This is a genomic window from Brevundimonas sp. TWP2-3-4b2, assembly GCF_049897345.1.
Classification (GTDB): domain Bacteria; phylum Pseudomonadota; class Alphaproteobacteria; order Caulobacterales; family Caulobacteraceae; genus Brevundimonas.
Genome location: NZ_JAFCWB010000001.1, coordinates 68,204 through 91,594, shown reverse-complemented (window position 1 = coordinate 91,594; position 23,391 = coordinate 68,204). Strand labels below are relative to the sequence as shown.

Below are 23,391 nucleotides of genomic sequence, written 5' to 3'. Positions count from 1 at the left end.
AGTCGGCAGACTAGGAGATCAGGAGGGCGTGGGGAAGCTAGGCCGCGCGCCGCAGGGCTGCCGCCGATTTCACGAACAGGCCCTTGCGGCCGGCCACGGCGCGGAAGGCGATGCTGTCGCCGTCCGGGTGTTCTTCCGGGCCCAGGAACAGGCAGCCGTCGTCGACCAGACGCCGTTCCAGATTGTCGAACATGTCACGACGCCGCGCGGGATCGGCGTCGCCCAGGACGTGGCGGCAGAAGATGATATCGAACCGGTAGTCATCGGTCGGGGCGTCGGCCAGGTTGGCGCGGGCGAAATGAACCGCGGCGCGAAGCTCGGCCTTGGCGATCCAGGCGTCGTCGACCTGGTCGAACCAGCGCAGCATGGTTCCGGCCTTCAGGCCCCGCTGGATTTCGAAACCGGTATAGGCCCCCGACCGGGCCTTCTCGAGCGCGCGCTGCGACAGGTCGGTGGCGACGATCTCGACCGCCACGCCCGCTTCCTGGGCGGCGATGGCCAGGGACCAGGCCTCCTGGCCTGTGGAGCAACCGGCGGACCAGATCTTGACCGGCTGGTTGCCGCGCGCCTTGCCCAGGGCGGGCAAAAGCTCCTTGGCCAGGGTATCGAAACTGTCGCGGTCGCGGCGGAACCAGGTCTCGGGATTCAGCAGCGCCTCGATCACCGCCCAGCCCAGCGAGGCCACAGGCTTGGCCCACAGGGAGCCCAGCATGGCGTCGACCGTTTCGAACCCCTCCCGCCGGGCCACCGGGCCCAGACGGTGTTCGGCCAGTTTCATCCGGTCGCGCGTCAGCCTGAACCCCGCGCGCGAGGCCATCAGTGTCTGCAGGCGATCGAAATCGTCTGGCGTCATGGGATCAGACGGCCCCCACTTCAGCGAATTTGGAAGTCAGGATTTCACCATCGAACGGTTTCATCACATAGTCGTCGGCGCCTGCGGACAGGGCCTCGGCGATGCGCTCGGCGCGGGTCTCTATGGTGCAGAACAGGACCTTGGGGGCCATGCCGCCGGGCAGGGCGCGCAGGCGGCGCAGGAAGGTCATACCGTCCATGACCGGCATCGACCAGTCCAGCAGGATGACCTCGGGGATCACGCCACCGCAGAAGGCCAGCGCTTCCGAGCCGTCCGCGGCTTCGTCGACCTCGAATCCCAGCCCCTCGACGATACGGCGGGCAACCTTGCGGATGATCCGGCTGTCGTCGACGATCAGACAGGTTCTGGGAGTCACGGGTTGGGTTCCAATTCAGCGTCACGCAACGCCCGCGTGTGCGACGTCCCTATAGTCGCCCCGCGCCGGTTAATGAGTCCTTGGGAAACCGGCTTAAGGGTCAGTTAGCCATTCGCGCGGTGAGGATAACCCGACCTTCCTCGGCCAGTACGTCGAGCGAGCCGCCGGCGTCGTGCGCGGTCAGCCAAAGCCAGTAGGGTTGAATCCACTGGCCGGGAAGGCCTTCGGTCAAGGGCTGGCCGGCCAGGCCGGCGACGGCCTCGGCCTTGAGGCGGGCGCGGTTGCCTTCGGCGAGACCCTGAAGGACCAGATCACTTCCGTCGCGCCGGGTGCTGATGGCGGCGGTCCCGCCCGACGGCAGGGCCGCCATGGTCAGATAGGCCAGGTTCACCAGTGCCCGTGACTCGGCCTTGGAATAGCTGGTGTCCTCGGCCTTCCAGTCCAGGGTGGCGCGGCCGCCCTCGGTCAGTCCCGCCACCAGTTCGCCCAGTTCGGCACCGGAAAATCGCTCGGCCGAGGTGGCCGCACCGAAGGCGACCCGCGCGAAGGCGACGAGGGCGACCATCTTCCTCGCGCTGGCCTCGATCAGGCTCATGGCGTCGTCGCGCATGTCCTGGGCTGAGGGATCCTTCAGCAGGTCGAGGCCGGAACTGATCGCGCCGGCCGGGCTGATGAAGTCGTGGCACAACTTGCCGGCGATCAAGGCCGCCAGGGCCTGGCCGTCAGGAAGCGCCTGGCCGTCGGACAAGGCGGTGGAGGTGTCGGTCATAGGGCCCCGGTGCAACAGTCGGATAGATGGCCGGACGCTGACCTGATTTGCCGGTTCGCGAAACCGGTCCGATGCTCTAATCCCGCGCCATGACCAAACGACTGACCGCCGACCTCGCGTCTGGCGCCCTGACCGAAGCCTTGGCGGATATCGCCGAGGACGCGGCGCGCGTGATCCTGCCCTGGTGGCGCAATGGCGTGGTGGCGCAGACCAAGGCCGACGACAGTCCCGTCACCCGGGCCGACCAGGAGGCCGAGGCGCTGATCCTGGCCCGGCTCGAGGCCATGTACCCCGGCGTCCAGACCGTCGCCGAGGAAGCCGTGGCGGCCGACGGCGCGCCGGCCGAGGCCGCGGACTGGTTCTGGCTGATCGACCCGCTGGACGGCACACGGGGATTCATCGAGGGGCGCGAGAGCTTCACCGTCAACATCGCCCTGATCCGCAAGGGTGCCCCCGTTGCGGGCGTCGTCACCGCCCCTGCCACGGCCACGACATGGCGCAGCGGCACGCCGGGGGGGGGCGCCTTCCGCCGTCGGTTCGGCGAGGGCTGGCAGCCTATCAAGGTGCGCAACCGGCCGGCCTCGCCCATGGCCGTCATGAGCCACAGCATGACCGACGCGGAAGCCGAACGCCTCGCCTCCCGCCACGGCTGCGTCCAGTGGCAGGGCACGGATTCGTCGCTCAAATTCTGCCTGATCGCCGAGGGCCGGTTCGACGCCTATCCCCGCACCGGCCCGACCTCGGAATGGGACACGGCGGCGGGGCAGGCCGTGCTGGAAGCCGCCGGCGGTCGCGTCATGGCCGAGGACGGCCAGCCGCTGCGCTACGGCAAGCCGGGGTTCGGCAACGGCGGGTTCGTGGCGCTGGGGGGGTAGGTCTGACGATCGATCAGAGGCTGATCGCCTCAGGCATCGCCAGTACGGCGCGTTCGACCAGGGCCGGCGCCCCCCACTCCCGGGCCGTTTCCATCGCCTCGGCCAGCATCAGGCCGACCGCGCGCGGCTCCACGCCCATCAGCCGGCCTTTGGCCAGTGCCAGATGGGCCATGCCGATCTGATCGGCGGCCCAGTCCAGCGGTGGCTGGACGCGGGTCAGGCGCTGACGCACCGTCGTCTCGAGCCCGACCAGGGCGGCGACGTCGCCCGCGGCCTCGGTCAAATCTGCCTCCGCCGCCAGACGACGCTCTCGCGCGAGCGCACCCAGCACCAGACCCGGCTCCTGGCTCAGGGTCTCGGCCTGGGCGAGCGCCAGCAGGGGCGTGTCGCCCTGCGTCTGGACCAACTGAACCGCGACCCAGTCCAGCGGGCTGTGGTCTGCGGTGAACTGGTCAGCCGCCGCATTGAACAGGGCGCGACCCTGCTCGGTCGCGGTCTCGTTCCGTGCCAGTCGTGCCAAGGCCATCAGGCCGGCACCGGCGAGGGCCAGGGCGCGGGCGCGGGTCAGGGGGCGATAATCGGGCGAGGCCGCTTCGACCAGCACGCGCAGGTCGCGTCCCGCCTGATCCAGCAGCCGACCGTCGCGGCGGGCCACGCCGGCCTCCAGCGCCAGCGCCGCGCGCTCAAGCCGCAGATCATCGCCGACCGTCGGGGCCAGGCCCTTGGCTCCGTGCAGGGCGGCGTCCAGCAGGGCCGCGGCATCCAGCATGGCCGACGGCTCGCCTGACAGACGAGCCCGACGCGCCGTCAGCCGGGCATGCAGGGCCGCTGCGGCCGAGCGGGTCGCCGGCCGTTCGGCGGTCAGGGACTGGACGTCAGCCAGGGCCGCCGTCAGCTTTTCCGGGCCGCCGAACAGGTCGAAACGCAGAAGGTGGATTTCGCCGGACTCGATCGCTGCGGCGGCGGTCTGATCGGGCGAGGCTGTGTGCCGGGCCGCGTCAGACGCCGCCGAGGCCGCGCGGCCAAGGCTGGTCTGACGACCGGTACGGCGCGCGTGCTCGCGCCACAGGGCCGAGGCGCGCATCCAGCCGGCAAAGGGCGCGGAGCAGGATACCCGTCCGGCATCGACCATCTCGCGCCGGGCCTCGGCCTCGACTTGGTCCGCGCCGATCAGCTCCAGCCAGCCGAGGTCGTCGCTCTCGCGCGCCTTGTCGAACAGCTTTCTCAGATCCCGGCCGAATTCGAACATGGTGTCAGCTGCTCCGGTCGTCCCGCTTCGGGACCAGACAGGTGTCCCGGGAACGTACCATGCAAACGCAGCGCCGCGACGGGGGTTCGGTCCGTGTCTGAAGTCAGTCCAGGCCCGCGGCGGCGCGCCTCTGCGCCGCCAGCGCCAGCAGCGTCCGCGCCTGTTGTACCCCGGGGCCCCCGTGCGGGTCGTTGACGATGGGCGTCAGCAGCACGATGGCCTCTTCGTATCGCTCGCCCTGGAGCATGGCGACTGCCGCGTCGCCGCGGATCGACATGACCTGTGGTGCGTATCGCACGGCCATCGCCCAGGTGATGAGGTCTTGCTCGGTTGGATAGTCCTCGGCCCCGCGGCGCAGTCGGGCCAGGTCGGCATGGACACGATAGTCCTTCGGCTCCGCCTCCAGCGCGCGACGCAGCAGGTCCGCGGCGAGGCCCCGCTCGCGATCGATTTCGGCCTCGCTGGATGCGAGATCGGAGCGTTCCTCGACGATGTCGGCCATCTGCAGCAGGCCCTCGACGTTGGTGGGCTCGATTTCCAGCGCGCGGGTCAAGGCGGTTTCGCCCGCGACGGAATCGCCCCAGCGCCGTTCCGCGCGGCCTAGCGCCACCAGGGCCAGGGCATCGTTGGGGAAGCGCGCCGCATTGGTCCGGCTGGTCTCCAGCAGGGCGGGCCCGTTCGTCTCTTCGGGGCGCGGGCTGCGAGCATTGATCAGCGGCAGGATAACGGTGTCCCAGGCCGGTGTCAGGGTCGAGACAGTGATCTCGGGCGTGATCGGCGGGATGTTCAGCTCGGAGTAAAAGAGCCTTCCCCGGGTATAGGATTTCAATTGGGCTTCCAGCGCGTCAGGCGCGATGCCGAAGCTCGCCTGCCAGGCCTCGACCGGGTCCCGACCGGCACCGACCGCGTTCAGGTAGACGCCCAGCGCCCTCGCCCGCGTCTGGTCGGCCAGCAGCCAGTGGGTCAGCGCCCAGGACTGGGCGTAGTACATGCCCCGGCCCGCTTCGCTCTCGATATCGAAAGAGCCTTGCGCCCGTAGCAGTTGCTCCATCGGAAGCCAGCGGCCCTGCTGCAGCCGATACTGGCGGCCGGGGTTGGGCAGGCCGAAGCTCGCCGCCCCTGCCGTGCTGACCGTCGCGGTCGCATAATATTCGGCCAGCCCTTCGCTGAACCAGCCGGGAAGGCGTCCCTGGCCGACGTTGGCCATGAAGTGGTGGGTGTATTCGTGCAGCAACAGATCGTCGTCCTTGCCACGGATCAGGATGGCGAAGATGTCGTTCTCGCTGGCCATATAGTAGCCGGCGATGCCTTCGGGCAGCTGGGGCTGGGCGATGCGCAGCGCCCGGGCGTCCGCCACCAGATAGACGGGCAGCTTGCGGGTGTCATCCTGCGCCGGCCCGCCGAACCGCGCCCTCAGAAGCCCGTGAAACCGCTCCAGCTTGGCCGAATAGTCCCTGAGGGAGCGTTCCGAACCGTCGCTATAGACAATGAAGTGCTGGCTTTCGGCCCGCCGCCATTCGGCCGATGCCGACGCCGGCGTCACCGCAATCAGTGCCAGGGCGAGAAGAAGGTAACGGACGACTGACGGCAAGACGGACCTCCTGAAGCGTCCGTCATTCTAAGCCCGGTTTGCGGAGCGCGGTCTAGCCTCAGGTTGTTGAAGCCTACAGCTTGCGGGGATCAGTCCGTCGATCCGGCCGGGGTCGGGGCACTGGCGCGGGCCTCGGCGATCCGGGTCAGGATACGCTGGATCCGGGCGGGCGTTTCGCGGCCGTGGGGGTCGTTGGCGATGGGCTGGATGACCTGTTCCGCCTCGTCGACGAGCCCGTGGCGGAGCATGGCCTCGGCGGTCACCGGGCGGTTGCTGGCGACCTCGGGTGCGATGGCGACGGCGCGCCGCCACAGTTCCACGTCATTCGCGGTGGGATAGTCGGGGGTGAACCGTCGGCTGTAGGCAATGGACTGATAAACCCGGTGCTCAGCGGGATCTGCCTCATACGCCCGGGCCAGGAACCCCCTCGCCTGGCGGTACAGCCGCTCCCGCGCCTCCGGTTCGGTGAGCTTGTCGCCAGCCGTTATCCGGGCGTCGGCCATCAGCAACAACAGATCGACGTTGGTCGGGTCGGCGTCGAGCAAGGGCTGGACGGCCTGCTCCGCCTTCGCGGGATCGCCCCAACGAAGCTCGGCTCTCGCCAACATCGACTGGGCCAACAGATCGCCGGGATGCCGTTCCGCCACCTGTCGCGCCTGGTCCAGTACGGCCGGCCCTTGGTTGGCGGGACCGCCGTCGCGGGCGTTGATGTCGAGCAAGAGGACCTCATCCGCACTGTCAGGCAGGGCTGAAGTCGTAAACGAGGGACTGGCTCCGCCAAGTTCCAGCTCGGCGTACCGGGGACCCGCGTCGAGATACGTCCTCAAGGTTCGGCCCAATTGTTCGGCGTCCATGTCGAAATGCGTTCTCAAGGCGGCATCAATCACCACGCCACGCGCCGTATCGGCCAGGTATCTTTCCATGCGACCGCGTCGATCAGGATCCGTCAGCGTCCAGTGCATAAGTATCCAGGACTGGGCGTAGAAGGCCGCGGTCTCGCGACCGTCCTGCAGGTTGGGGGTTCCACCCAACACCGTCTCCATCGGCAGCCAACGGAGATTGTTCAACACCTGAGCGCTGCTGAAAGGGGTCTTTCCCACGGCCGCGCGTCCCGCCGGACTTACGGTCGCGGTGCTGAAGAACTCGGCGAAGCCTTCGCGAAACCAGGCGGGATAGGCACCCGGAAAATTCCGGAACATGAAGTGGTGACCGTACTCGTGCCGCAGGGTCTCATCGCCCGTGGTCTTGACGGCTACGGCGCGGATGTCGCGGAAGTTGGCCGAATAGAAGCCCGCGACGCGCTCGGGCAATTCAGGCGCGACGATCCCGAGGTCGGTGCGGTTGCGGAGGATGTAAACCGGCAGTTTGCGTTCGTCCTGTTGCTCCGGCAGGGCGAAATAACTGCGCATCAGTTGATCGATGCGCTCCAGCTCGATCGCATAGTCGCGCAGGTCGCGCTCGAAACCGTTGCTTTAGACGACAAAATGCCGGGTCTCCGCCTTGCGCCAATCGGCGTGAGCCAGTCCGGGAATAGCGATGATCGCCGCACTGATCAGGGTAACGCGAAGAACGGCGGCGAAACGGCTCGGAGCGATCATGGATTCTCTCATGCAACCTGGCGCACATAGCCGGTGTCCATGACAGGTTGTCCAGAGGCCGCTAACCCCGCTCCTTCGTCTTCGTGAAGGCGACGACCGGGAAGCGCTCCATCACATAGCCGGTCTCCCAGCTCGACTTGGCCAGGAAGACCGGGTCGTCGTCGATGTCGCGGGCCATCTGGCCGCGGTATTTGCTCATGAAGTCCTCGAGGTCGGCCTTGGTGCCGCCGATCCAGCGGGCTTCGGCCCAGGGGCTGGGTTCGAAGATGACCTCAAGGCCGTATTCCTCGCCCAGCCGGTCGGCCATGACCTCGAATTGCAGCTGGCCGACGGCGCCGACGATGAAGTCGGACCCCATCTCGGGCCGGAACAGCTGGGTCACGCCTTCCTCTGCCAGACCGTCCAGCGCCTTCTTCAGATGTTTGGCCTTGAGCGGATCCTTGACGCGCACGCGCTGCAGGATTTCCGGGGCGAAATTCGGCAGGCCGGCAAAGCGGATCAGGCCGCTTTCGGACAGGCTGTCGCCGACGCGCAGGACGCCGTGGTTGGGAATGCCGATGACGTCGCCGGCATAGGCGTCCTCGGCCAGCTCGCGGTCCGAGGCGAAGAACATGATGGGGGCGTTCACGGTCAGCTGTTTGCCGGTGTTCTGGACCTTCAGCTTCATGCCGCGCTGGAACTGGCCCGAGGCCATGCGGAACATGGCGATGCGGTCGCGGTGATTGGGGTCCATGTTCGCCTGGACCTTGAAGACGAAGCCCGTGACCTCGGCCTCGCCGGGTTCGACGGTCAGGGCGACGGGGTCGGCGGCGTTGCGGGTTCCGGCGGGCGCGCCCTTCTGGGCCTTCATGGCTTTCGGGGGAGGGGCCCATTCGCCGATCGCGGCCAGCAGTTCGTCGATGCCGAAATGGCGCAGGGCCGAACCCCACAGCACGGGCGTCATATGGCCTTCGAGGAAGGACTGACGGTCGAAGGCCGGATAGCCGCCCTCGACCAGTTCCTGCGCGTCCATCAGGGCCTGGTGTTCGCCGGCCTCGAAATAGTGCGCGGCATCGACCAGCGGCAGGGCCGCGGGGTGGGGGACCTCCTCGGCCGAGCCGGCCGGCTTGCGGGCATAGGGCTGGAACCGGCCGGTCCCCATCTCGACCATGCCGCGCAGGCGGTTGCCGCTTTCGGCCGGCCACCAGATCGGGGCGGGTTCAAGCTGGAGGCGGCTGGCGATCTCGTCCAGCAGGGCCATCGGGTCCTGGGCCTCGCGGTCCAGCTTGTTGATGAAGGTGATGATCGGGATGTCCCGAAGACGACAGACCTCGAACAGTTTCAGGGTCTGCGGCTCGATGCCCTTGGCTGCGTCCAGCACCATGATGGCGCAGTCGGCGGCGGTCAGGGTGCGATAGGTATCTTCGGAAAAGTCCTCGTGCCCCGGCGTGTCGAGCAGATTGAACATGCGCGCGATGCCATCGGCCGGGGTGTGTTCGAACGTCATCACCGAGGCCGAGACGGAGATGCCGCGCTCCTTCTCGATCTTCATCCAGTCGGACTGGGTGCGCCGGTTCTCGCCGCGCGCACGCACGGCACCCGCCGCGCGGATAGCCCCGCCGGCCAGCAGGATATGCTCGGTCAGCGTGGTCTTGCCGGCGTCAGGGTGGGCGATGATGGCGAAGGTCCTGCGGCGCAGGGCTTCGTCGTTCAGGGTCAACTTGGACATGGCGGCGGGGCGTAGCGCGGGCGCGAACGAAAGTCACTGGCGTCAGGGCCTCGCCTGACCAAAAGGTAAGGTGCGTATGTGGTGGGAAGCGGCTTAGGCTGAACCTGCGGGGATATGCGGGAGGGTCGGACGAGGATGTCGATGCTGCTGGCAACGGTGATTTCGGTGTTGATCCAGTCGGTGCCGCCGCCGCCGGGTCTGCCCGCGCCGCCCGATCCGCCCGTGGGTCAGGCGTTGGCTGAGGGAACATGGTGGCTGGCCGGTGATCTGGGCCGGGGCCGCCAGCCGGACGGCAACAGCGTGGTCTTCGCCACCGACGACGGATCGGTCGTGGTCGACACTGGCCGTCACGACTGGCACCGCATTGGCATACAGCGGCTGGCCGAGGCCGAGGGCCGACCGATCGGCGCGATCCTCAACAGCCATTGGCATCTCGATCATGTGATCGGGAATGTGGGGCTCAAGGCCGCCTATCCAGGCCTGACCGTCTATGCGACCGGGGCGCTGGAGGGGGCGGTTCCGACCTTCCTGAACCCCAGCCGCGAGGCGGGCATGCGCGCCTTGGCCGGCGGCGACCTGACCCCGGCCGAGGCCGCCGATGTTCGCCTGAACGTGGTGGCGATGGATGACATTGCGGCGTTGGGTCCCGACGTCATTGTGGATGCGGACCGGACCCTGACGATCGGCCGGCGGACGCTGGACCTTCACGTCACAGACCATGCGGCGACCCAGTCGGACCTGTGGGTCTACGATGCGCGGTCAGGCGTGGCGGCGGTAGGCGATTTAATCACCCTGCCGGTACCCTATCTGGACACGGCCTGCCCCGAGGGCTGGCGCGCGGCCCTGGACCAGGTGGCCGCGGTTCCGTTCACCACGGTGATCCCCGGCCATGGCAGGCCGATGGATCGAGTGGCGTTCGAAACCTATCGCATAGCGTTTTCGGCCCTGACCGACTGCATGGCCTCAGATCGGGCGGCGGCGGAATGCGGCACGGACTGGAGCCGGGCGACGGCCACCCTGCAGAACTCGGGACGATCGCTTGACGGCGTGGCGCAATATGCAGCCGGCTATGTCGAACAGGTCGTTCGCGCACCCGACCACAGGGCGAGGTTCTGCCCGCTAGCGAGCTGAGGCGCGTCAGCCGCCTCGGTTCTCTACCCCTGTCGTCGGGGTCTGCGGTCGGTTCGGCTTCGACGGTCAGGGCGACGGGGGCGTCGGGTTTGCGGGTTCCGGCGGCCGCACCCTTCTGGGCCTTCATGGTTTGCGTGGACGGGCCCATTCGCCGACGGCGAAGGTCCTGCGGCGGAGGGCCTTCTGTCCGAGGGTGAGCTTCGAGATGTTGGATCCGTTAGTCGGCGAGAGTTTGCGCGGGCCGGGCCGTCGAGGAGGTCTCATCGCCTCAAGCTTGAACGCCCGGCTGAACTGCGCGCGTCCGCCGCGTCACGCCGCCATGCGCATCCAGACCGCGCGGTCCGCGGCGACGGCGTCAAGCTTGCCCTTTGAGGCGCGGGTCTTGAGCTGACGCATGATGGCGTCCGGCAGGGCGCAGAACTGGGGCTCGACCAGTGTAGGGTCGCAGCCGGCTTCGGGGGCCGCGAACAGGGCGGCGTTGACCTCGGGCGACCGGTCGTGGATCAGCCAGGCGAGGCGGCGGGCGCGCTGCGGATCGGTCTTGTGCAGCAGCGGATCTTCGGCGAACAGCTCGCAGCCCAGTTCCAGAACATAGTCCAGACCCAGGTTCTCGAACCGGCGCGCGTCGCCGGGCGTGACCGGGGAGGCCTCATCCAGATCGAACACCACGTCGTTGAGAAGAAAGAGCATCGACAACACCCACCATCACCGGGCTCGTTTTCGGCCCGTTGAGGATGACCCTAGGCCAAGGCGCTTGCGGTTCCGTTCCCGAACGCAGTTAAGGATTTCGCACCGGAAGGGGTGGCTGGTGACTGGTGGTTAGTGACTGGTGGCGCTGGTCGATCACCGCTGGCCGCATTTGAGACCGCGCTCCGATCCACCAGCCACTAGCCACCAGACACCCCTCACTCCCCCGCGACCTTTTCGGTGATGAAGTGGCGGCCTTCGCGGTCCTCGATCTCGACCACCCAGAGGTCCGGATCATAGCCGGACTGGCGCTGGACATAGGCGTCCAGCTCGCTCTCGAATTCGCTTTCGACCGGCTGCATCCAGAGACGCTCGCCGTCGGGTCCGAAGGCCTCACTATAGAGTCGGGCGCGCCGGGTGGAGGTGTCGAAAGCCTTGACGATGACCGTCCCGGCGCGCGCGTCGCCCTTGCGGGCGACCGTGGCAAAGGCCCCCGAAAGCTCGGCGCGGCGGATCAGGGCGGAGACCCACAGGTCACTGGAAAGAAGCACTTTGATAACCCTGCTCGGAAACCGGACCGGAACGCGTGGCGCGTAGGGTGCGGTCCCATGACGATAGGCCACCCCGCTCCCAAGACCAAAGCCGCTCTGCTCGCCGCAGCGGTTCTGTGCCTGCCGAACCCGGCGCAGGCGGGGCCTGCTGACACCTATTACGAGCGCGCCTTCATGGTCGCCGCCGACCAGCGCTGCGGCCTGTTCGAGACGCGCATCGACGCCGCCCTCGGGGCTGCGACGGCCCAGGCCCGGGGCGCGGCCCTGCGCTCGGGTGCGGCCGAGGCCGACCTCAGCGCCACCGCCGCTCGCGCAAGATCGCGGGCCCAGGCCGTGTCCTGCCGGGATCCGCAACTGGCGACCGTCAAGGGCCGTGTCGATAATGCCTTTTCGGGCTGGCTGCGGACACCGCGTATGACCTTCCCCGGCACCCGGGCGAACTGGACCGCCAATCGACTGGGTTCGACGGGCCCGGCGTGGCACCTGCGACAGGCGTCTGTGGTCGGTGCCTCTCCCGTCGCCTTCGGCTATGCGGGCGAGGGCGATGCGCCGGGTCTGGTCGCCGTGGTCAGTTTCGTCGGCCGTTCGCGTCCCAATGCCGCGCGGATCGTGTTGCGCGATCCCCAAAGGGTTGCCCGCGCCTGGCTCGCCGGTGACGGTCTGGTCCCGGCGTCCTCGCGTGCCAGCCTGTGGGCCGCCGGAGTCGCCGTCGCCGATCCGGCGCTCCTGGCCGAAGGCCGCACCGCGGGCGAGACCTGGCGTTTCCCGGCCTCGACCGCCGCCGCGCTGGAACGACTGGACCCGCGCGAGACCTTCGCCATCGAGTTCCATTTCCGGGACGGCAGCGTCGCCACGGCGAAATTCGAGGCCGGCGACTTCGCCGCAGGCCGCGCCTTCCTGGCGATGGGAATGCTGTAGGGCCTAGCCCCCGTTCTTCATCGGCATGGGGATGATCTCGGCCCCGCCCTCGGGGGCCGGCGCGCGGGCCAGCAGGGCGACCGGCAGCCGCACCGTGACGGCCGTGCCTTCGCCGAGGGTGCTGTCGATGCTCATGCGACCACCGTGCAGTTCCGCGAAGGCGCGGACCAGCGACAGGCCCAGACCGGTCCCCTGGCGGCGCTGCTCGATCTCGCCGGCCTGTTCGAAGGGGCGGCCGAGACGGCGGACGTCCTCGGGCGCGATGCCGATGCCGGTGTCGGCCACCACCACTTCCAGATAGGGGCCGATGGCCTCGACCGTGACGGTGATCGTGCCGCCGGCGGGCGTGAATTTCACCGCGTTCGACAGCAGGTTCAGGGTGAGCTGCTTCAAGGCCCGCTTATCGGCCGAGACCTCGACCGGATCGCCGGGCAGGACACTGCTCAGGTGGACGCCCTTGTCGTCGGCATTGACCCGGACCAGCGCCATGGCCGCCGAAACGATCTCGCGCGCATCGAAGCGTTCGAGGGTCAGGGTGTAGCGTTCGGCCTCGATCTTGGCGACGTCCAGCAGGTCGTTGATCAGGTCCAGCAGATGGCCGCCGGCCTCGTGGATGTTGGCGGCGTATTCGCCGTAGCGGTCGGGCAGGGGGCCGAAGATGCGCTGGCGCATGATGTCCGAAAAGCCGAGGACGGCGTTCAGCGGCGTGCGCAGTTCGTGGCTCATATTGGCGAGGAAGCGGGTCTTGCCGGCTTCGCGCGCCTCAGCCTCGTTACGGGCGATCTCGAGGCCCAATTCTCGGGCGTACTGGGCCGTGGCGTCGAAGACCTGGGCCACCAGACGCGGGCCCGCGGGGTCGTCCATGCGACGGACCAGCATCTGTGCGCGGCGATCGAGCGCGAGGCGGGGTGCGAACACGACCATCCCGTCCTGCCCGCCCATGGCGCGCTCCATCGCTCCGAGCAGCCGGGGCCGGTCCGGCGCGTGAACGGCCGCGACCAGGCCGCTCTCGAACAGGGGATCGACGGGCAGATAGACGGGGGGCGCGCCATAGGCGGCGACGACCCGCCCCGACGGCTCCAGGATCAGCATCAACGCGGGCTGGGCGGCGAGCAGGGTTTCGACCCGTGCGGTCTCGACCTCGGCCGATTCCAGACGCGTTTCGCGTTGCCGCCAGGACAGGCGCACGGCCAGGGCCGCGGCTCCCGCGGTCAGCACGGCCGAGATCGCGGCCAGGGCAGGCAGGGGCGGGCCCTGAAGGCCAAACCCGACCGACAGAAATCCGGCGAAGGCGGCCAGGGCGACGGCAAGCGCGCCTGCCTGGACAGGCCGTGTGCCGCCGAGTGCGATCCCGGCCGCCAGCGGCAGGAAGACGAACCCGGTCAGGGGCCCGGTCAGACCGCCCGAAAGGGCCGCTGACAAGACCGCCGCCAACCCCCACACGGCCAGCAGCATCATCCGGTCGCCGGCGCTGTCACGCCGCAACAGGCCCAGACCCGTCAGTCCCGGAACGATCATGGCCAGGACGCCGTAGAAGACCGGTCCGTCGACGCCGCCGATCCATCGGCCGCCGAGCGCCAGCAGGGCCGCCGCCACCGCCCAGCCCGCATGCCATGCGGCCAGCGCGGGGCGATCGCCCGGCACAGGGTCGGTTTCGGGCCGGGGATCGGGGCGGGCGGACTGGATCAAGGGCGTGATGGCTGAGGCCGGGCCATGCCGGCGGCTTTCCAGCCTAGCGGTGCGGATGAGTCGTCCAAAGCACACACCCGTTCCAGGCGACTGTGCAAAGCCGCGACCCGCCGGTTTTCGGGGGACAGGTCGCGAGGTTGTCGTTAACGCCGTCTCGCCCTATCTGGCCCTCATGACGCCTCACCCCACCATCGACGACACCCTGGCCGAGCTGGTCGAGGAGTTCGACCTTCTGGGCGACTGGGAAGGCCGGATCGAATACGTCATCGAACTGGGCAAGGGACTGGCCCCGCTTCCGGACGCCGATCGGACCGAAGCCGCCAAGGTACCGGGCTGCGCAGCCCAGGTCTGGCTGGCTGTGCGGCGCGAGGATGATCGTCTTCGCTTTTCGGCCGACAGCGACAGCGCCCTGTCGAAAGGCAATATCGCCCTGCTGCTTCGTCTCTATTCGGATCGACGGCCCGCCGAAATTCTGGCGTTCGACGCTCGCGCCGCCCTGGATCGTCTGGGCCTCCCGTCAGCGCTGACGCGGCAGCGCGCCAACGGCCTGAACGCCATGGTCGGACGCATTCGCGATGCCGCGACGGCCTCGGCTCAGTAATAAAATCCGGTCACCGTCAGCGTCGGCAACTGTTCCGCCGGCTCTGTAACTTCGACGGCGAGGCGATATTCCTGCGGCCGCCGGGTGCGACGCTCCCAGCGCCAGCGATTGTCGGCGGAAACGGCCCACATTGTCGGATCGTTGAAGGCGCGACGCCCGAGGTTCCCGAGCTCCCGGGCACTGGCGTGTCGTGAGGAGATGCTGCAGCTGACGGCATAGACCGGGGTCTCCTCGTCCTCCCGAGACCCTTCCTCGATCCGGATCCGCCAGTTTCCATCCCTCGAGATCAGCTCGATCTCGGACGCCCACGCGTCCAGAGGGGCCCTGTCGTCCGTGGAGCGTCGGAATTCCAGCATGCGTGCCGCCCGGATCGATTTCTCGAAGCTCAGGGATCGCGTGGCGTAGGGCAGACAGACACCGACCAAGGCGCGGACCGCCCGTGAGTCCTGGGCGGCCACCGGCGTGACCGACAGGCAAGACATAGCGATCAAGCCGCAAGCAACTGACTTCAACATAATCCCCGGTCTGCGCCGACCACTCGAAATGCCCGGCGCCGCCACTATAATTTCGCGTCGTGTTGCGCGGTTCTCTTCCACCCTAGGGCTGAAGGCTCAAGGGTGAAAGTTACGAGGCTGTAACGTCCAGGCTCGCGCCTTCCGTCGGTCAGCCCAGACGATAATGGGCCGCCAGTGCCGAGAGGCCGGCGTCCAGCTGGCTCCTGCCCTCCCTGCCGCGCAAGCCCAGGTCCCGTTCGGCGGCCTGAAGGGCCGAGGCCCGGATGCAGATCGCCTCGACCATGCCCCGCGCGGACCCGCAGGCGGCCAGGGCGGCCTCAACGCGCCCGGCCGCCGCCAGCGCGGCCGGGCCGGGTTCAGACCGGCCCGCTGCGCTTCCACCCGAGCCCGAACGCGGCAGGGCGTCCCAGCGCATGGTGAGCGACGGTCCGCGCAGCGCGGTCTCGGCGTCGCGGCCCAGTTGATCAGCAGCGGCGACCTGGGCCGGGTTCAGCAGCGGGCGGCCCTCACCATCCCGCCGCCGGGCGAGCCAGGCCACGGCGGAATGGGCCAGGTTGGCGCGGTGGGGGGTGATCTGCCCGTCACGCTCCACGACCGGCCGGATGCCCTCGATCATCCCCGGACGTCCGGGCGGGCTCCGGTCCGTGTCCCGCCCGGTGGAGGGGCGCGCCACCCAACCCCCGCCCGGTCTCGCCTTCAGGCCTGGATCCTCCACCAATTGGCGAAAGCCGGCCTCGTCGAGGGTCAGCAGGATGCGGCTGCGACGGTCCCGCCCCACCCTGAGGCTGTAGTCCGACCCTGCGGCCTCGAGCCATCCCCCGCGCCGGGCCAACAGGCGTCGGGCCCGTCCCGCGCTCATGCCGGCAACTCGCAGACGGGGGCATCCAGAACCTCGCGCACGCAGCGCTCCAGCCGGTCCAGCATGGCGTCGAGGGTGGGCCGGTCGCGTTCGTCCTCGGCCCATCGGCAGGCCGCCGCCGCGGTCGCCCGGTTCAGGCCGAAGGCATGCCCGACCCTCTCAAGAGGCCAGCCATAGGTGACGTAGGACAGATACATGGCCAGCCAGCGCGCTCGGCACTCGGCCGCGCCCAGACGAACCCGCCCCCGCATCCGGTCGGCGGTCACCCCGGTCGCCGCGGCGACCAGCTGGATCGCGAGGCCCGCGCGATTGCGATCCCCGTCGGTCACCGGTGCCCGATACGTCTCGTCCATTCCCATGCTCCCATCATCCCGTTCGGCGATTGCCTCTGCGGGCAGCCACGCCGGAGATAGGAATATAGTCCGATAACACGTCGAATTCGGACGTATCCCTGCCGGAGGCAGGTCGGAAGGTGGCGCAACGGAAAAGTGTGCCGGCTTGACTCAGGACCCTCGACGCCGATTCGCAAATCAGCCTACGATTCGCCTCAATGGGGTGATGTTAACCTTTCTTAAGTTTTTCCTCGGTTAACTCTCGAACAAGGTTACCCTGCGTCGGATGTCGGGGACGACCGTCAAGCTTCGCCTGGAGGGGCATCAATGCGCGTTCTGCTTATCGAAGACGATCACGCGACTGCTCAAAGCATCGAGCTGATGCTGAAGTCGGAAGGCTTCAACGTCTACACGACCGACCTCGGCGAGGAAGGCATCGATCTCGGCAAGATCTATGACTACGATCTGATCCTGCTCGACCTGAACCTGCCCGACATGAACGGCCTCGAGGTTCTGCGCCAGCTGCGCGTCGGCAAGGTTAATACGCCGGTGATGATCCTGTCGGGATCCTCGGAAATCGAGACCAAGGTCAAGACCTTCGGCGGCGGTGCCGACGACTATATGACCAAGCCCTTCCACAAGGACGAGCTGATCGCGCGCACCCACGCCGTGGTCCGTCGCTCCAAGGGTCACGCCCAGGCCATCATCCACACCGGCGAGATCGCCGTGAACCTGGACGGCAAGACGGTCGAGGTGCACGGCCACCGCGTCCATCTGACGGGCAAGGAATACCAGATGCTGGAGCTGCTCTCGCTCCGCAAGGGCACCACCCTGACCAAGGAAATGTTCCTCAACCACCTGTACGGCGGCATGGACGAGCCCGAGTTGAAGATCATCGACGTCTTCATCTGCAAGCTGCGCAAGAAGCTGGCCACGGCCGCCGGCGGCAAACACTATATCGAGACCGTCTGGGGCCGCGGCTATGTGCTGCGCGACCCGTCGGAAAACTCGGCCCCGGCCCCGGTCAGCGCCGCCGCCTGATCGGTCTGGTTATCGGATAGGGAAACGCCCGCCGGATCGCTCCGGCGGGCGTTTTGCTGTCAGACCACTGCGATCAGATCACCACCATCAGGTCGTAGCGCACCATCTGCGCGCCGGCTTCGAACACGCCGCCGTCCTGATAGGGACGGATCAGGCCGCTGCGCTGGGCCGGGTTCGTCACGCTCGCAAGCGCCACGTCGCGGTCGTTCAGCGCTTCGCCGGCGATATAGAGCTGCGACGTCAACCGCCGAACGCCGCGGGTCGAAACCGCGACGTGGATGTGCGGGGCGCGGACGATGTCCGTCCCGCTGACGGCGTAGGACACGGGCCGGATGGTCCTGAAGCGGAACGACCCGTCGCGTCCGGCCAGGGTCCGGCCATAGCCCTGAAAGCGCAGGTCGGGGGTGCGGCTGGTCTCCAGATCGTCGGGATGGCGGTAGCGGCCGTTGGCATCGCACTGCCAGATCTCGACGAGAGCACCGCCCAGCGGCGTCGCCCCGGTGGTCCAGACCGTCCCGAACACATGGGTGACCTGCCCCATCGCCGGGGCGTCGTCGCTGCCGACCCGCACCAGATCGGCGTCGTGTTCCTGCGGCAGATCATAGGGATAGAAGGGCCCCTCGATCTGGGAGGCCGTCGGCACCTCCTGCGCCCGCGCCCCGCGAGCCGCGCCCAGGGCAACGCCCAGGCCGAGCCCGCCCAGAACCAGGCCGCGCCGGTCCAATCCAGTCGTCATCCTGTCCTCCCCCGAGTGTTGATCCGGGTATAGCACGACGGCGGCAGTGAGAGAACGGTGCTACGGGAAAGGTCGTTGTGGTTCGACCAGCAAAACGCCCGCCGGATCGCTCCGGCGGGCGCTTCTGTGTTCGCGTCGGTTCAGGGCTCAGCCCTTCGCGACATAGCCCTTGCCGCCGTTGGACGGGCGACGGCTGCGGGGGCGGCGCTTGATCTCGCCGTCGGGCTTGGCCGAGGCCGTGGCCGGGGCGCTGGAGTGGCGCGGGTCGTTGTTGGTCGGGCGCGGCCGCTCGCGGGCCATCGGGTCGAAGGCCCGTTCCGGGGTCGGGCGGGCGTCGCGGCCCGGGCCGGGCTTGCGGACGCGATGCGGTTGCCCGCCGCCTTCAAGCTTGACGCCGTCGCGGCGCGGATTACGGGGGCCGCGCTGCTGCTGGCGGTCGCCGCGGCCGTCTTCAGGCATCGAGGCCTTGGACTTCACGCCCGAGGCCATGATCGACTGATCCAGCAGGGCCAGCGACTTGTCGTTGCGGCGGTCGGTCGACGGGATCTTCTGGCGCGTGACCTTTTCGATGTCGCGCAGCAGTTTCATCTCGTCGCCGGCTACGAAGCTGATGGCGGTGCCGTCGGCGCCGGCGCGGGCCGTACGGCCGATGCGGTGCACATAGGCTTCCGGCACATAGGGCAGCTCGAAATTCAGCACGTGCGAGACGCCGTCGACGTCGATGCCGCGGGCGGCGATGTCGGTGGCGACCAGAACGCGCAGTTTGCCGGCCTTGAAGGCCGCCAGGGTACGTTCACGTTGCGGCTGGCTCTTGTTGCCGTGGATGGCACCGGCCTCGACGCCGCCAGCTTCCAGATAGGCCGCGACCTTGTCGGCGCCGTGCTTGGTCTTGGTGAAGACCAGGCAGCGCGTGTAGTGCGGATCGGCGAACATCTCGGTGAGCAGGGCGCGCTTGCGGCCCTGTTCGATGTGGATGATCGACTGGCTGATGCGCTGGACCGTCGTGGCCTGGGGCGTCACCGAGACCTTGACCGGATCCTTGAGCAGTTCGCCGGCCAGTTTGCCGATCTCGGTCGGCATGGTGGCCGAGAAGAACAGGTTCTGGCGCTTGGCCGGGATGCGGCTGACGATCTGGCGGATCGGCTTGACGAAGCCGAGGTCCAGCATCTGGTCGGCTTCGTCGAGGACGAAGATTTCGGTCTGGCTGAGGTCCAGCGTCTTCTGCTGCATGTGATCCAGCAGACGGCCGGGCGTGGCGACCAGGACGTCGAGGCCCTGTTGCAGGGCACGTTCCTGCGGTCCGTATTTCACGCCGCCGAAGATGACGGCGACGCGGAAGCCCAGGTGTTTGCCGTAGCTCTTGAAGCTCTCGGCGATCTGGCTGGCCAGTTCGCGGGTCGGCGACAGGATGAGGACGCGCGTCGTGCGGGGCACGGGCGGAATGCGGTTGGCGGCCAGGCGGTGCAGGATCGGCAGGGCGAAGGCCGCCGTCTTGCCTGTGCCGGTCTGGGCGATGCCCAGCAGGTCCTTGCCCAGCATGACGTCGGGGATGGCCTGGGCCTGGATCGGGGTGGGGGTGGTGTAGCCTTCAGACGCCAGCGCCTGCAGGAGGGCCGGGTTGAGGCCGAAGGTGTCGAATGTCTTGCTCATGGGAGCGGTTTCTTTCGCGTATGCGGCGGCGCGCAACAGCCATGGCTCAACGCCGATAAGGCCGCGCACCGCCAGTCCCGACGGGGCCTCAAGGGAGGCCTTCGGGGTGGATCGGGCACCGCCCCGCGTGTCCGGGCAGCGAATGAATCTTGAGGGCCGGCCGCTGCTACAGTCAGGTCTTCGAAGTCTGGAAGACCCACACGCGCTGGAGCGCACCGGGGCATCGCAATTGTGCGACGCCGCGCAGATGGGCGCGAAACACGGCCAAGTCAAGGCGCGGAAGTTAACGCCTCTGCGACAGTGAGCAGCCGCCATTCGACATCACTGACGTCCGCTCTCGCAGCAGCCGCGCCGATCTCGATCATTTGGAAGTCCAGAATCTCGTCGAACGAGACCGGTTGTCGGATGTACAGGATACCAGGGCCGCCCGATCTGACGCTGCTGAACTCGCGGTAGCGCTTCAAGCGGCGTCGGGCATTACCGCTCGCTCGAATGATAACCTCCAGCACGGCCGAGTCTGTTTCAGGAAACCTCTCGCGCCACTCCGAAACCATGGCGGCGTTGCGGGCCCGGTATCGAGCCGGCAAGGCGTCGAAATCCAGCGACGGCGTGGCCCTGCGCCGGAGCCTGTCATAGAGATAGTCTAGCCTCATGAGCCGCTGCCCAGCAGGCTGACCGCCAGATTGACCGTCAGGGCGACGATGACGGTGTTGAACAGGAAGGCGGTGACGCTGTGCACGGTCGCGGTGCGGCGCAGGCCCTTGTCCGAAATCTGGATGTCCGCCGTCTGCTGGGCCACGCCGATGATGATCGAGAAATGCACGAAGTCCCAGTAGTCGGGGTCTTCGCCGCCCGGGAAGACCAGGCCGCCCTTGTCCTCGGCCTTGCCCTGGGCACGGGTGCAGCCCGGCGTCGCCGGGGCATAGAATTGGTGGGCGTAATGGAAGGCGAAGATCAGGTGCACAAAGGTCCACGACAGGGCCACGGTGGCCAGTGCCAGAATGGCCGCCCCGCCGACCTGGCTCCGGTCGCCTGAGACGCTGACGGCCTCGCCGACCACGACGACAACGCTGGCGACGGCGGCCAGCAGGGCCAGCGGCAGAATGGCGACCCCGGCCTCGTCCATCGCCGCCGCCCGCTGGCGCAGGCCATCGGTGGACCGCGCGCGCATCAGTTTGAGCACGGCTTCGATCAGGAACAGGCCGACCCCGACGTCCCAGCCCAGGGCCAGCCGGGACAACCAGCCGCCGCCGACGGGCCAGGCCAGGCTGGAAACAGCGATCAGCAGAAGCAGGACCAGTGGCCAGTGCAGGCGAAACCAGGCGGAGGGATTCATCGGGAGATGATGCGCTTCCGCCGGTTTGAGGCAAGCGGCTTCGCGAAACCTGCGCCTCCCGTCTCTTCCCCGTCGCCTGCGGCGACAGGGAGGAGACACCGTCGCAAACCTCTCGCTTTCTCGCGTCTGCGAAAACCGCTCGACTTCCGCCGGGTCATCACGGAATGTTTCAGCATCGCTCCCGCTCCCCAGGACTGCACCATGTCGATGACGCCGCGCGCCGGACTTGAGGTCGCCGACGAACTGGCCGCGTTTCTCGAGGACGAGGCGCTGCCCGGCACCGGGGTCGGGGCGGACGCATTCTGGAGCGGCGTCAGCGCCGTCTTCGCCCGCTTCGCCCCGGAGAACCGCCGTCTGCTCGCGCTTCGCGACGATCTGCAGGCGCGGATCGACGCCTGGCATGTCCAGCGTCGCGGCCAGCCCTATGACGTCCCGGCCACGACCGCCTTCCTGCGCGAGATCGGCTATCTGGTCGATGAGCCCGCCGGCTTCGCCATCGGCACCGGCCCCGTCGATGCCGAGGTCGCGACCCTGGCCGGACCGCAACTGGTCGTGCCGAGCCTGAATGCCCGCTTCGTCCTGAACGCCGCCAACGCGCGCTGGGGCAGTCTCTATGATGCGCTGTACGGAACGGATGCGCTGGGCGACGTCGCCCCTTCCGGTCCCTACGACGCGGCACGCGGCGCGCGGGTCGTGGCGCGGGCCAAGGCCTTTCTCGATGAGGCGGTTCCGTTGGCCGAGGGCCGGTGGGCCGACCTGACTGACCCACACGACGGCATCGCGATCCGCGATCCGGGGCAATATGTCGGCCAGACCTCGCGGTCCCGACTGTTCCGGCACAACGGTCTGCATATCGAGGTCGTCTTCGACCCTAACCATCCGATCGGTGCCACAGACCCGGCGGGTATCTCTGACGTCGTGCTGGAATCGGCGCTCAGCACCATCGTCGATCTGGAGGACTCGGTCGCCGCGGTCGACGCCGCCGACAAGACGGCGGCCTATCGCAACTGGCTGGGCCTGATAAAGGGCGACCTGACCGAGACCTTCGACAAGGGCGGGCGATCGATGACGCGGGCGCTGGCACCGGATCGCGACTTCATGGCCCCTGACGGATCGACGGTGACCCTGCCGGGACGGTCGCTGCTGTTCGTGCGCAACGTCGGCCATCTGATGACCACGCCGGCGATCCGGCAGGCGGACGGCTCGGACGCGCCCGAGGGTGTGCTGGACGCCATCGTCACCTCACTGATCGCGATGCACGATCTCAAGGGGCCGGGGCGGTTCCGCAACAGCCGGGCCGGGTCGATCTACATCGTCAAACCCAAGATGCACGGGCCGGAAGAGTGCGCCTTCACCGATGACCTGTTCAACGCCGTCGAGGACCTGCTGGGTCTGGCGCGGCACACGATCAAGGTCGGGGTGATGGATGAGGAGCGCCGGACCTCGGCCAATCTCGCCGCCTGTATCCAGGCGGTGAAGGACCGGATCGTCTTCATCAACACCGGCTTCCTGGACCGCACCGGTGACGAGATCCACACGGCGATGCAGGCCGGACCGATGGTGCGGAAAGGCGAGATAAAATCCTCCGCCTGGATCGCCGCCTATGAGGCGCGCAACGTCGCCATCGGGCTGAAATGCGGGCTGTCGGGCCGGGCCCAGATCGGCAAGGGCATGTGGGCCGCACCCGACCGCATGGCCGAAATGCTGGAGCAGAAGACGGCGCACCCCCGGACCGGTGCCAATACCGCCTGGGTGCCCAACCCGACCGCGGCGACCCTGCACGCGCTGCACTATCACCAGACCGATGTCTTTGCCCTGCGCGATGTGATCGCGGCCCGATCGGTCCCCGGGCTGGAGGACCTGCTGACCCCGCCGCTGGCCGTCGGGCGCAACTGGTCGGAAGCCGAGGTCGCCGAGGAACTGGACAACAATGCCCAGGGACTACTCGGCTATGTCGTGCGCTGGATCGATCAGGGCGTCGGCTGTTCCAAGGTGCCTGACATTCACGACATCGGCCTGATGGAGGATCGCGCCACCCTGCGGATCTCGTCCCAGCACATCGCAAACTGGCTGCTGCACGGCGTCTGCACGGCGGACCAGGTCGACGCCGCGCTGATGCGGATGGCGGCGCGGGTCGACGCCCAGAACGCCGGCGATCCCCTGTACCGCCCGATGGCGGCCGATCCCGGGAACAGCCTGGCCTTCCGTGCCGCGCGGGCCCTGGTGTTCGACGGCGTAGCCCAGCCGAACGGCTATACCGAGCCGCTGCTGCATCAGTTCAGACGGATGGCGAAGCAGGGCGCCTGAGTGCGCTGAGCGGCGAACC

General features: G+C 68.2%; 24 protein-coding genes. 6 read left to right on the top strand and 18 right to left on the bottom strand.

Annotated elements, in window-relative coordinates; translation table 11 throughout:
* Positions 1-37 precede the first annotated feature (37 nt).
* The 3 genes from ACP7AS_RS00445 to chpT all read right to left on the bottom strand — a co-directional run bounded on the left by ACP7AS_RS00445 (position 38) and on the right by chpT (position 1,998).
* Positions 38-853, bottom strand: coding sequence for a CheR family methyltransferase (locus tag ACP7AS_RS00445; RefSeq protein ID WP_426026856.1), 816 nt, complete (start codon positions 851-853; stop codon positions 38-40).
* A 4-nt stretch (positions 854-857) separates the two neighbouring features.
* Complete coding sequence (locus ACP7AS_RS00440) at positions 858-1,229, bottom strand: response regulator (protein ID WP_292098782.1); 372 nt, start codon at positions 1,227-1,229, stop codon at positions 858-860.
* Positions 1,230-1,329: 100 nt separating this feature from the next.
* Positions 1,330-1,998 carry a histidine phosphotransferase ChpT gene (chpT, locus tag ACP7AS_RS00435; RefSeq protein ID WP_426026855.1) on the bottom strand — a complete coding sequence of 223 codons (669 nt, stop codon included), beginning with the start codon at positions 1,996-1,998 and terminating at the stop codon, positions 1,330-1,332.
* A gap of 89 nt (positions 1,999-2,087) precedes the next feature.
* Between chpT and cysQ the strand changes: the two genes are divergently transcribed.
* Positions 2,088-2,873: a 3'(2'),5'-bisphosphate nucleotidase CysQ gene (gene cysQ, locus ACP7AS_RS00430; protein WP_426026854.1), complete on the top strand. Its 786-nt coding sequence runs from the start codon at positions 2,088-2,090 to the stop codon at positions 2,871-2,873.
* A 13-nt stretch (positions 2,874-2,886) separates the two neighbouring features.
* On the opposite strand, the gene ACP7AS_RS00425 is transcribed toward cysQ, so the two are convergent.
* From ACP7AS_RS00425 to ACP7AS_RS00405, 5 genes are all read right to left on the bottom strand, one after another.
* Positions 2,887-4,122, bottom strand: coding sequence for a hypothetical protein (locus ACP7AS_RS00425; RefSeq protein ID WP_426026853.1), 1,236 nt, complete (start codon positions 4,120-4,122; stop codon positions 2,887-2,889).
* Between the two features lie 103 nt (positions 4,123-4,225).
* The gene (locus ACP7AS_RS00420) at positions 4,226-5,713 is read right to left on the bottom strand and encodes a DUF1570 domain-containing protein (RefSeq protein WP_426026852.1); all 1,488 of its coding nucleotides are present in this window, start codon (positions 5,711-5,713) and stop codon (positions 4,226-4,228) included.
* A gap of 89 nt (positions 5,714-5,802) precedes the next feature.
* A complete protein-coding gene (locus ACP7AS_RS00415; RefSeq protein WP_426026851.1) occupies positions 5,803-7,122 on the bottom strand; it encodes a hypothetical protein in 1,320 nt (439 codons plus the stop codon).
* 63 nt (positions 7,123-7,185) lie between these two features.
* A complete protein-coding gene (locus ACP7AS_RS00410) occupies positions 7,186-7,311 on the bottom strand; it encodes a hypothetical protein (RefSeq protein WP_426026850.1) in 126 nt (41 codons plus the stop codon).
* Positions 7,312-7,372: 61 nt separating this feature from the next.
* The gene (locus tag ACP7AS_RS00405) at positions 7,373-9,019 is read right to left on the bottom strand and encodes a peptide chain release factor 3 (protein ID WP_426026849.1); all 1,647 of its coding nucleotides are present in this window, start codon (positions 9,017-9,019) and stop codon (positions 7,373-7,375) included.
* Positions 9,020-9,160: 141 nt separating this feature from the next.
* On the opposite strand from ACP7AS_RS00405, the gene ACP7AS_RS00400 reads away from it, so the two are divergent.
* Complete coding sequence (locus ACP7AS_RS00400; protein WP_426026848.1) at positions 9,161-10,150, top strand: MBL fold metallo-hydrolase; 990 nt, start codon at positions 9,161-9,163, stop codon at positions 10,148-10,150.
* 309 nt (positions 10,151-10,459) lie between these two features.
* Here ACP7AS_RS00400 and ACP7AS_RS00395 read toward each other — a convergent pair whose 3' ends face one another.
* On the bottom strand, positions 10,460-10,840 hold the full coding sequence (locus tag ACP7AS_RS00395) for a hypothetical protein (protein ID WP_426026847.1): 381 nt from the start codon (positions 10,838-10,840) through the stop codon (positions 10,460-10,462).
* A gap of 215 nt (positions 10,841-11,055) precedes the next feature.
* Positions 11,056-11,388 (bottom strand): DUF1491 family protein, encoded by a 333-nt coding sequence (locus ACP7AS_RS00390; RefSeq protein ID WP_426026846.1) that lies wholly within the window; start codon positions 11,386-11,388, stop codon positions 11,056-11,058.
* A gap of 57 nt (positions 11,389-11,445) precedes the next feature.
* On the opposite strand from ACP7AS_RS00390, the gene ACP7AS_RS00385 reads away from it, so the two are divergent.
* Positions 11,446-12,306: a hypothetical protein gene (locus ACP7AS_RS00385; RefSeq protein ID WP_426026845.1), complete on the top strand. Its 861-nt coding sequence runs from the start codon at positions 11,446-11,448 to the stop codon at positions 12,304-12,306.
* Positions 12,307-12,309: 3 nt separating this feature from the next.
* Here the strand turns inward: ACP7AS_RS00385 and ACP7AS_RS00380 are convergent, their stop codons facing one another.
* The gene (locus ACP7AS_RS00380) at positions 12,310-13,995 is read right to left on the bottom strand and encodes a sensor histidine kinase (RefSeq protein WP_426026844.1); all 1,686 of its coding nucleotides are present in this window, start codon (positions 13,993-13,995) and stop codon (positions 12,310-12,312) included.
* 172 nt (positions 13,996-14,167) lie between these two features.
* On the opposite strand from ACP7AS_RS00380, the gene ACP7AS_RS00375 reads away from it, so the two are divergent.
* Positions 14,168-14,596, top strand: coding sequence for a SufE family protein (locus tag ACP7AS_RS00375; RefSeq protein WP_426026843.1), 429 nt, complete (start codon positions 14,168-14,170; stop codon positions 14,594-14,596).
* On the opposite strand, the gene ACP7AS_RS00370 is transcribed toward ACP7AS_RS00375, so the two are convergent.
* From ACP7AS_RS00370 to ACP7AS_RS00360, 3 genes are all read right to left on the bottom strand, one after another.
* Positions 14,590-15,087: a hypothetical protein gene (locus tag ACP7AS_RS00370; RefSeq protein ID WP_426026842.1), complete on the bottom strand. Its 498-nt coding sequence runs from the start codon at positions 15,085-15,087 to the stop codon at positions 14,590-14,592. The genes ACP7AS_RS00375 and ACP7AS_RS00370 overlap by 7 nt on opposite strands.
* 172 nt (positions 15,088-15,259) lie before the next feature.
* Entirely contained in the window at positions 15,260-15,970 is a 711-nt protein-coding gene (locus ACP7AS_RS00365; RefSeq protein ID WP_426026841.1) for a DUF6456 domain-containing protein, read from the bottom strand.
* Entirely contained in the window at positions 15,967-16,323 is a 357-nt protein-coding gene (locus ACP7AS_RS00360; protein WP_426026840.1) for a chromosomal replication initiator DnaA, read from the bottom strand. The genes ACP7AS_RS00365 and ACP7AS_RS00360 overlap by 4 nt, the downstream gene beginning before the upstream one ends.
* 306 nt (positions 16,324-16,629) lie before the next feature.
* Between ACP7AS_RS00360 and ctrA the strand changes: the two genes are divergently transcribed.
* A complete protein-coding gene (gene ctrA / locus ACP7AS_RS00355; protein WP_426026839.1) occupies positions 16,630-17,343 on the top strand; it encodes a response regulator transcription factor CtrA in 714 nt (237 codons plus the stop codon).
* 73 nt (positions 17,344-17,416) lie between these two features.
* Here ctrA and ACP7AS_RS00350 read toward each other — a convergent pair whose 3' ends face one another.
* The 4 genes from ACP7AS_RS00350 to ACP7AS_RS00335 form a co-directional block, all read right to left on the bottom strand.
* Positions 17,417-18,079 carry a hypothetical protein gene (locus ACP7AS_RS00350; protein WP_426026838.1) on the bottom strand — a complete coding sequence of 221 codons (663 nt, stop codon included), beginning with the start codon at positions 18,077-18,079 and terminating at the stop codon, positions 17,417-17,419.
* Between the two features lie 147 nt (positions 18,080-18,226).
* Positions 18,227-19,729 (bottom strand): DEAD/DEAH box helicase, encoded by a 1,503-nt coding sequence (locus tag ACP7AS_RS00345; protein WP_426026837.1) that lies wholly within the window; start codon positions 19,727-19,729, stop codon positions 18,227-18,229.
* Positions 19,730-19,998: 269 nt separating this feature from the next.
* Positions 19,999-20,382: a hypothetical protein gene (locus tag ACP7AS_RS00340; RefSeq protein WP_426026836.1), complete on the bottom strand. Its 384-nt coding sequence runs from the start codon at positions 20,380-20,382 to the stop codon at positions 19,999-20,001.
* On the bottom strand, positions 20,379-21,065 hold the full coding sequence (locus ACP7AS_RS00335; RefSeq protein WP_426026835.1) for a DUF1345 domain-containing protein: 687 nt from the start codon (positions 21,063-21,065) through the stop codon (positions 20,379-20,381). Before ACP7AS_RS00335 ends, ACP7AS_RS00340 begins: the two co-directional genes overlap by 4 nt.
* Before the next feature lie 201 nt (positions 21,066-21,266).
* Between ACP7AS_RS00335 and ACP7AS_RS00330 the strand changes: the two genes are divergently transcribed.
* Positions 21,267-23,372: a malate synthase G gene (locus tag ACP7AS_RS00330; RefSeq protein ID WP_426026834.1), complete on the top strand. Its 2,106-nt coding sequence runs from the start codon at positions 21,267-21,269 to the stop codon at positions 23,370-23,372.
* Positions 23,373-23,391: the final 19 nt, after the last annotated feature.

Excerpts from the sequence above, each read along its gene's own strand:
- ACP7AS_RS00445 (WP_426026856.1), bottom strand. The coding sequence starts at position 853 with ATGACGCCAGACGATTTCGATCGCCTGCAGACACTGATGGCCTCGCGC.
- chpT (WP_426026855.1), bottom strand. The coding sequence starts at position 1,998 with ATGACCGACACCTCCACCGCCTTGTCCGACGGCCAGGCGCTTCCTGAC.
- cysQ (WP_426026854.1), top strand. The coding sequence starts at position 2,088 with ATGACCAAACGACTGACCGCCGACCTCGCGTCTGGCGCCCTGACCGAA.
- ACP7AS_RS00425 (WP_426026853.1), bottom strand. The coding sequence starts at position 4,122 with ATGTTCGAATTCGGCCGGGATCTGAGAAAGCTGTTCGACAAGGCGCGC.
- ACP7AS_RS00415 (WP_426026851.1), bottom strand. The coding sequence starts at position 7,122 with ATGCGCAGTTATTTCGCCCTGCCGGAGCAACAGGACGAACGCAAACTG.
- ACP7AS_RS00410 (WP_426026850.1), bottom strand. The coding sequence starts at position 7,311 with ATGATCGCTCCGAGCCGTTTCGCCGCCGTTCTTCGCGTTACCCTGATC.
- ACP7AS_RS00405 (WP_426026849.1), bottom strand. The coding sequence starts at position 9,019 with ATGTCCAAGTTGACCCTGAACGACGAAGCCCTGCGCCGCAGGACCTTC.
- ACP7AS_RS00400 (WP_426026848.1), top strand. The coding sequence starts at position 9,161 with ATGCTGCTGGCAACGGTGATTTCGGTGTTGATCCAGTCGGTGCCGCCG.
- ACP7AS_RS00395 (WP_426026847.1), bottom strand. The coding sequence starts at position 10,840 with ATGCTCTTTCTTCTCAACGACGTGGTGTTCGATCTGGATGAGGCCTCC.
- ACP7AS_RS00385 (WP_426026845.1), top strand. The coding sequence starts at position 11,446 with ATGACGATAGGCCACCCCGCTCCCAAGACCAAAGCCGCTCTGCTCGCC.
- ACP7AS_RS00375 (WP_426026843.1), top strand. The coding sequence starts at position 14,168 with ATGACGCCTCACCCCACCATCGACGACACCCTGGCCGAGCTGGTCGAG.
- ACP7AS_RS00365 (WP_426026841.1), bottom strand. The coding sequence starts at position 15,970 with ATGAGCGCGGGACGGGCCCGACGCCTGTTGGCCCGGCGCGGGGGATGG.
- ACP7AS_RS00360 (WP_426026840.1), bottom strand. The coding sequence starts at position 16,323 with ATGGACGAGACGTATCGGGCACCGGTGACCGACGGGGATCGCAATCGC.
- ctrA (WP_426026839.1), top strand. The coding sequence starts at position 16,630 with ATGCGCGTTCTGCTTATCGAAGACGATCACGCGACTGCTCAAAGCATC.
- ACP7AS_RS00350 (WP_426026838.1), bottom strand. The coding sequence starts at position 18,079 with ATGACGACTGGATTGGACCGGCGCGGCCTGGTTCTGGGCGGGCTCGGC.
- ACP7AS_RS00345 (WP_426026837.1), bottom strand. The coding sequence starts at position 19,729 with ATGAGCAAGACATTCGACACCTTCGGCCTCAACCCGGCCCTCCTGCAG.
- ACP7AS_RS00340 (WP_426026836.1), bottom strand. The coding sequence starts at position 20,382 with ATGAGGCTAGACTATCTCTATGACAGGCTCCGGCGCAGGGCCACGCCG.
- ACP7AS_RS00335 (WP_426026835.1), bottom strand. The coding sequence starts at position 21,065 with ATGAATCCCTCCGCCTGGTTTCGCCTGCACTGGCCACTGGTCCTGCTT.
- ACP7AS_RS00330 (WP_426026834.1), top strand. The coding sequence starts at position 21,267 with ATGTCGATGACGCCGCGCGCCGGACTTGAGGTCGCCGACGAACTGGCC.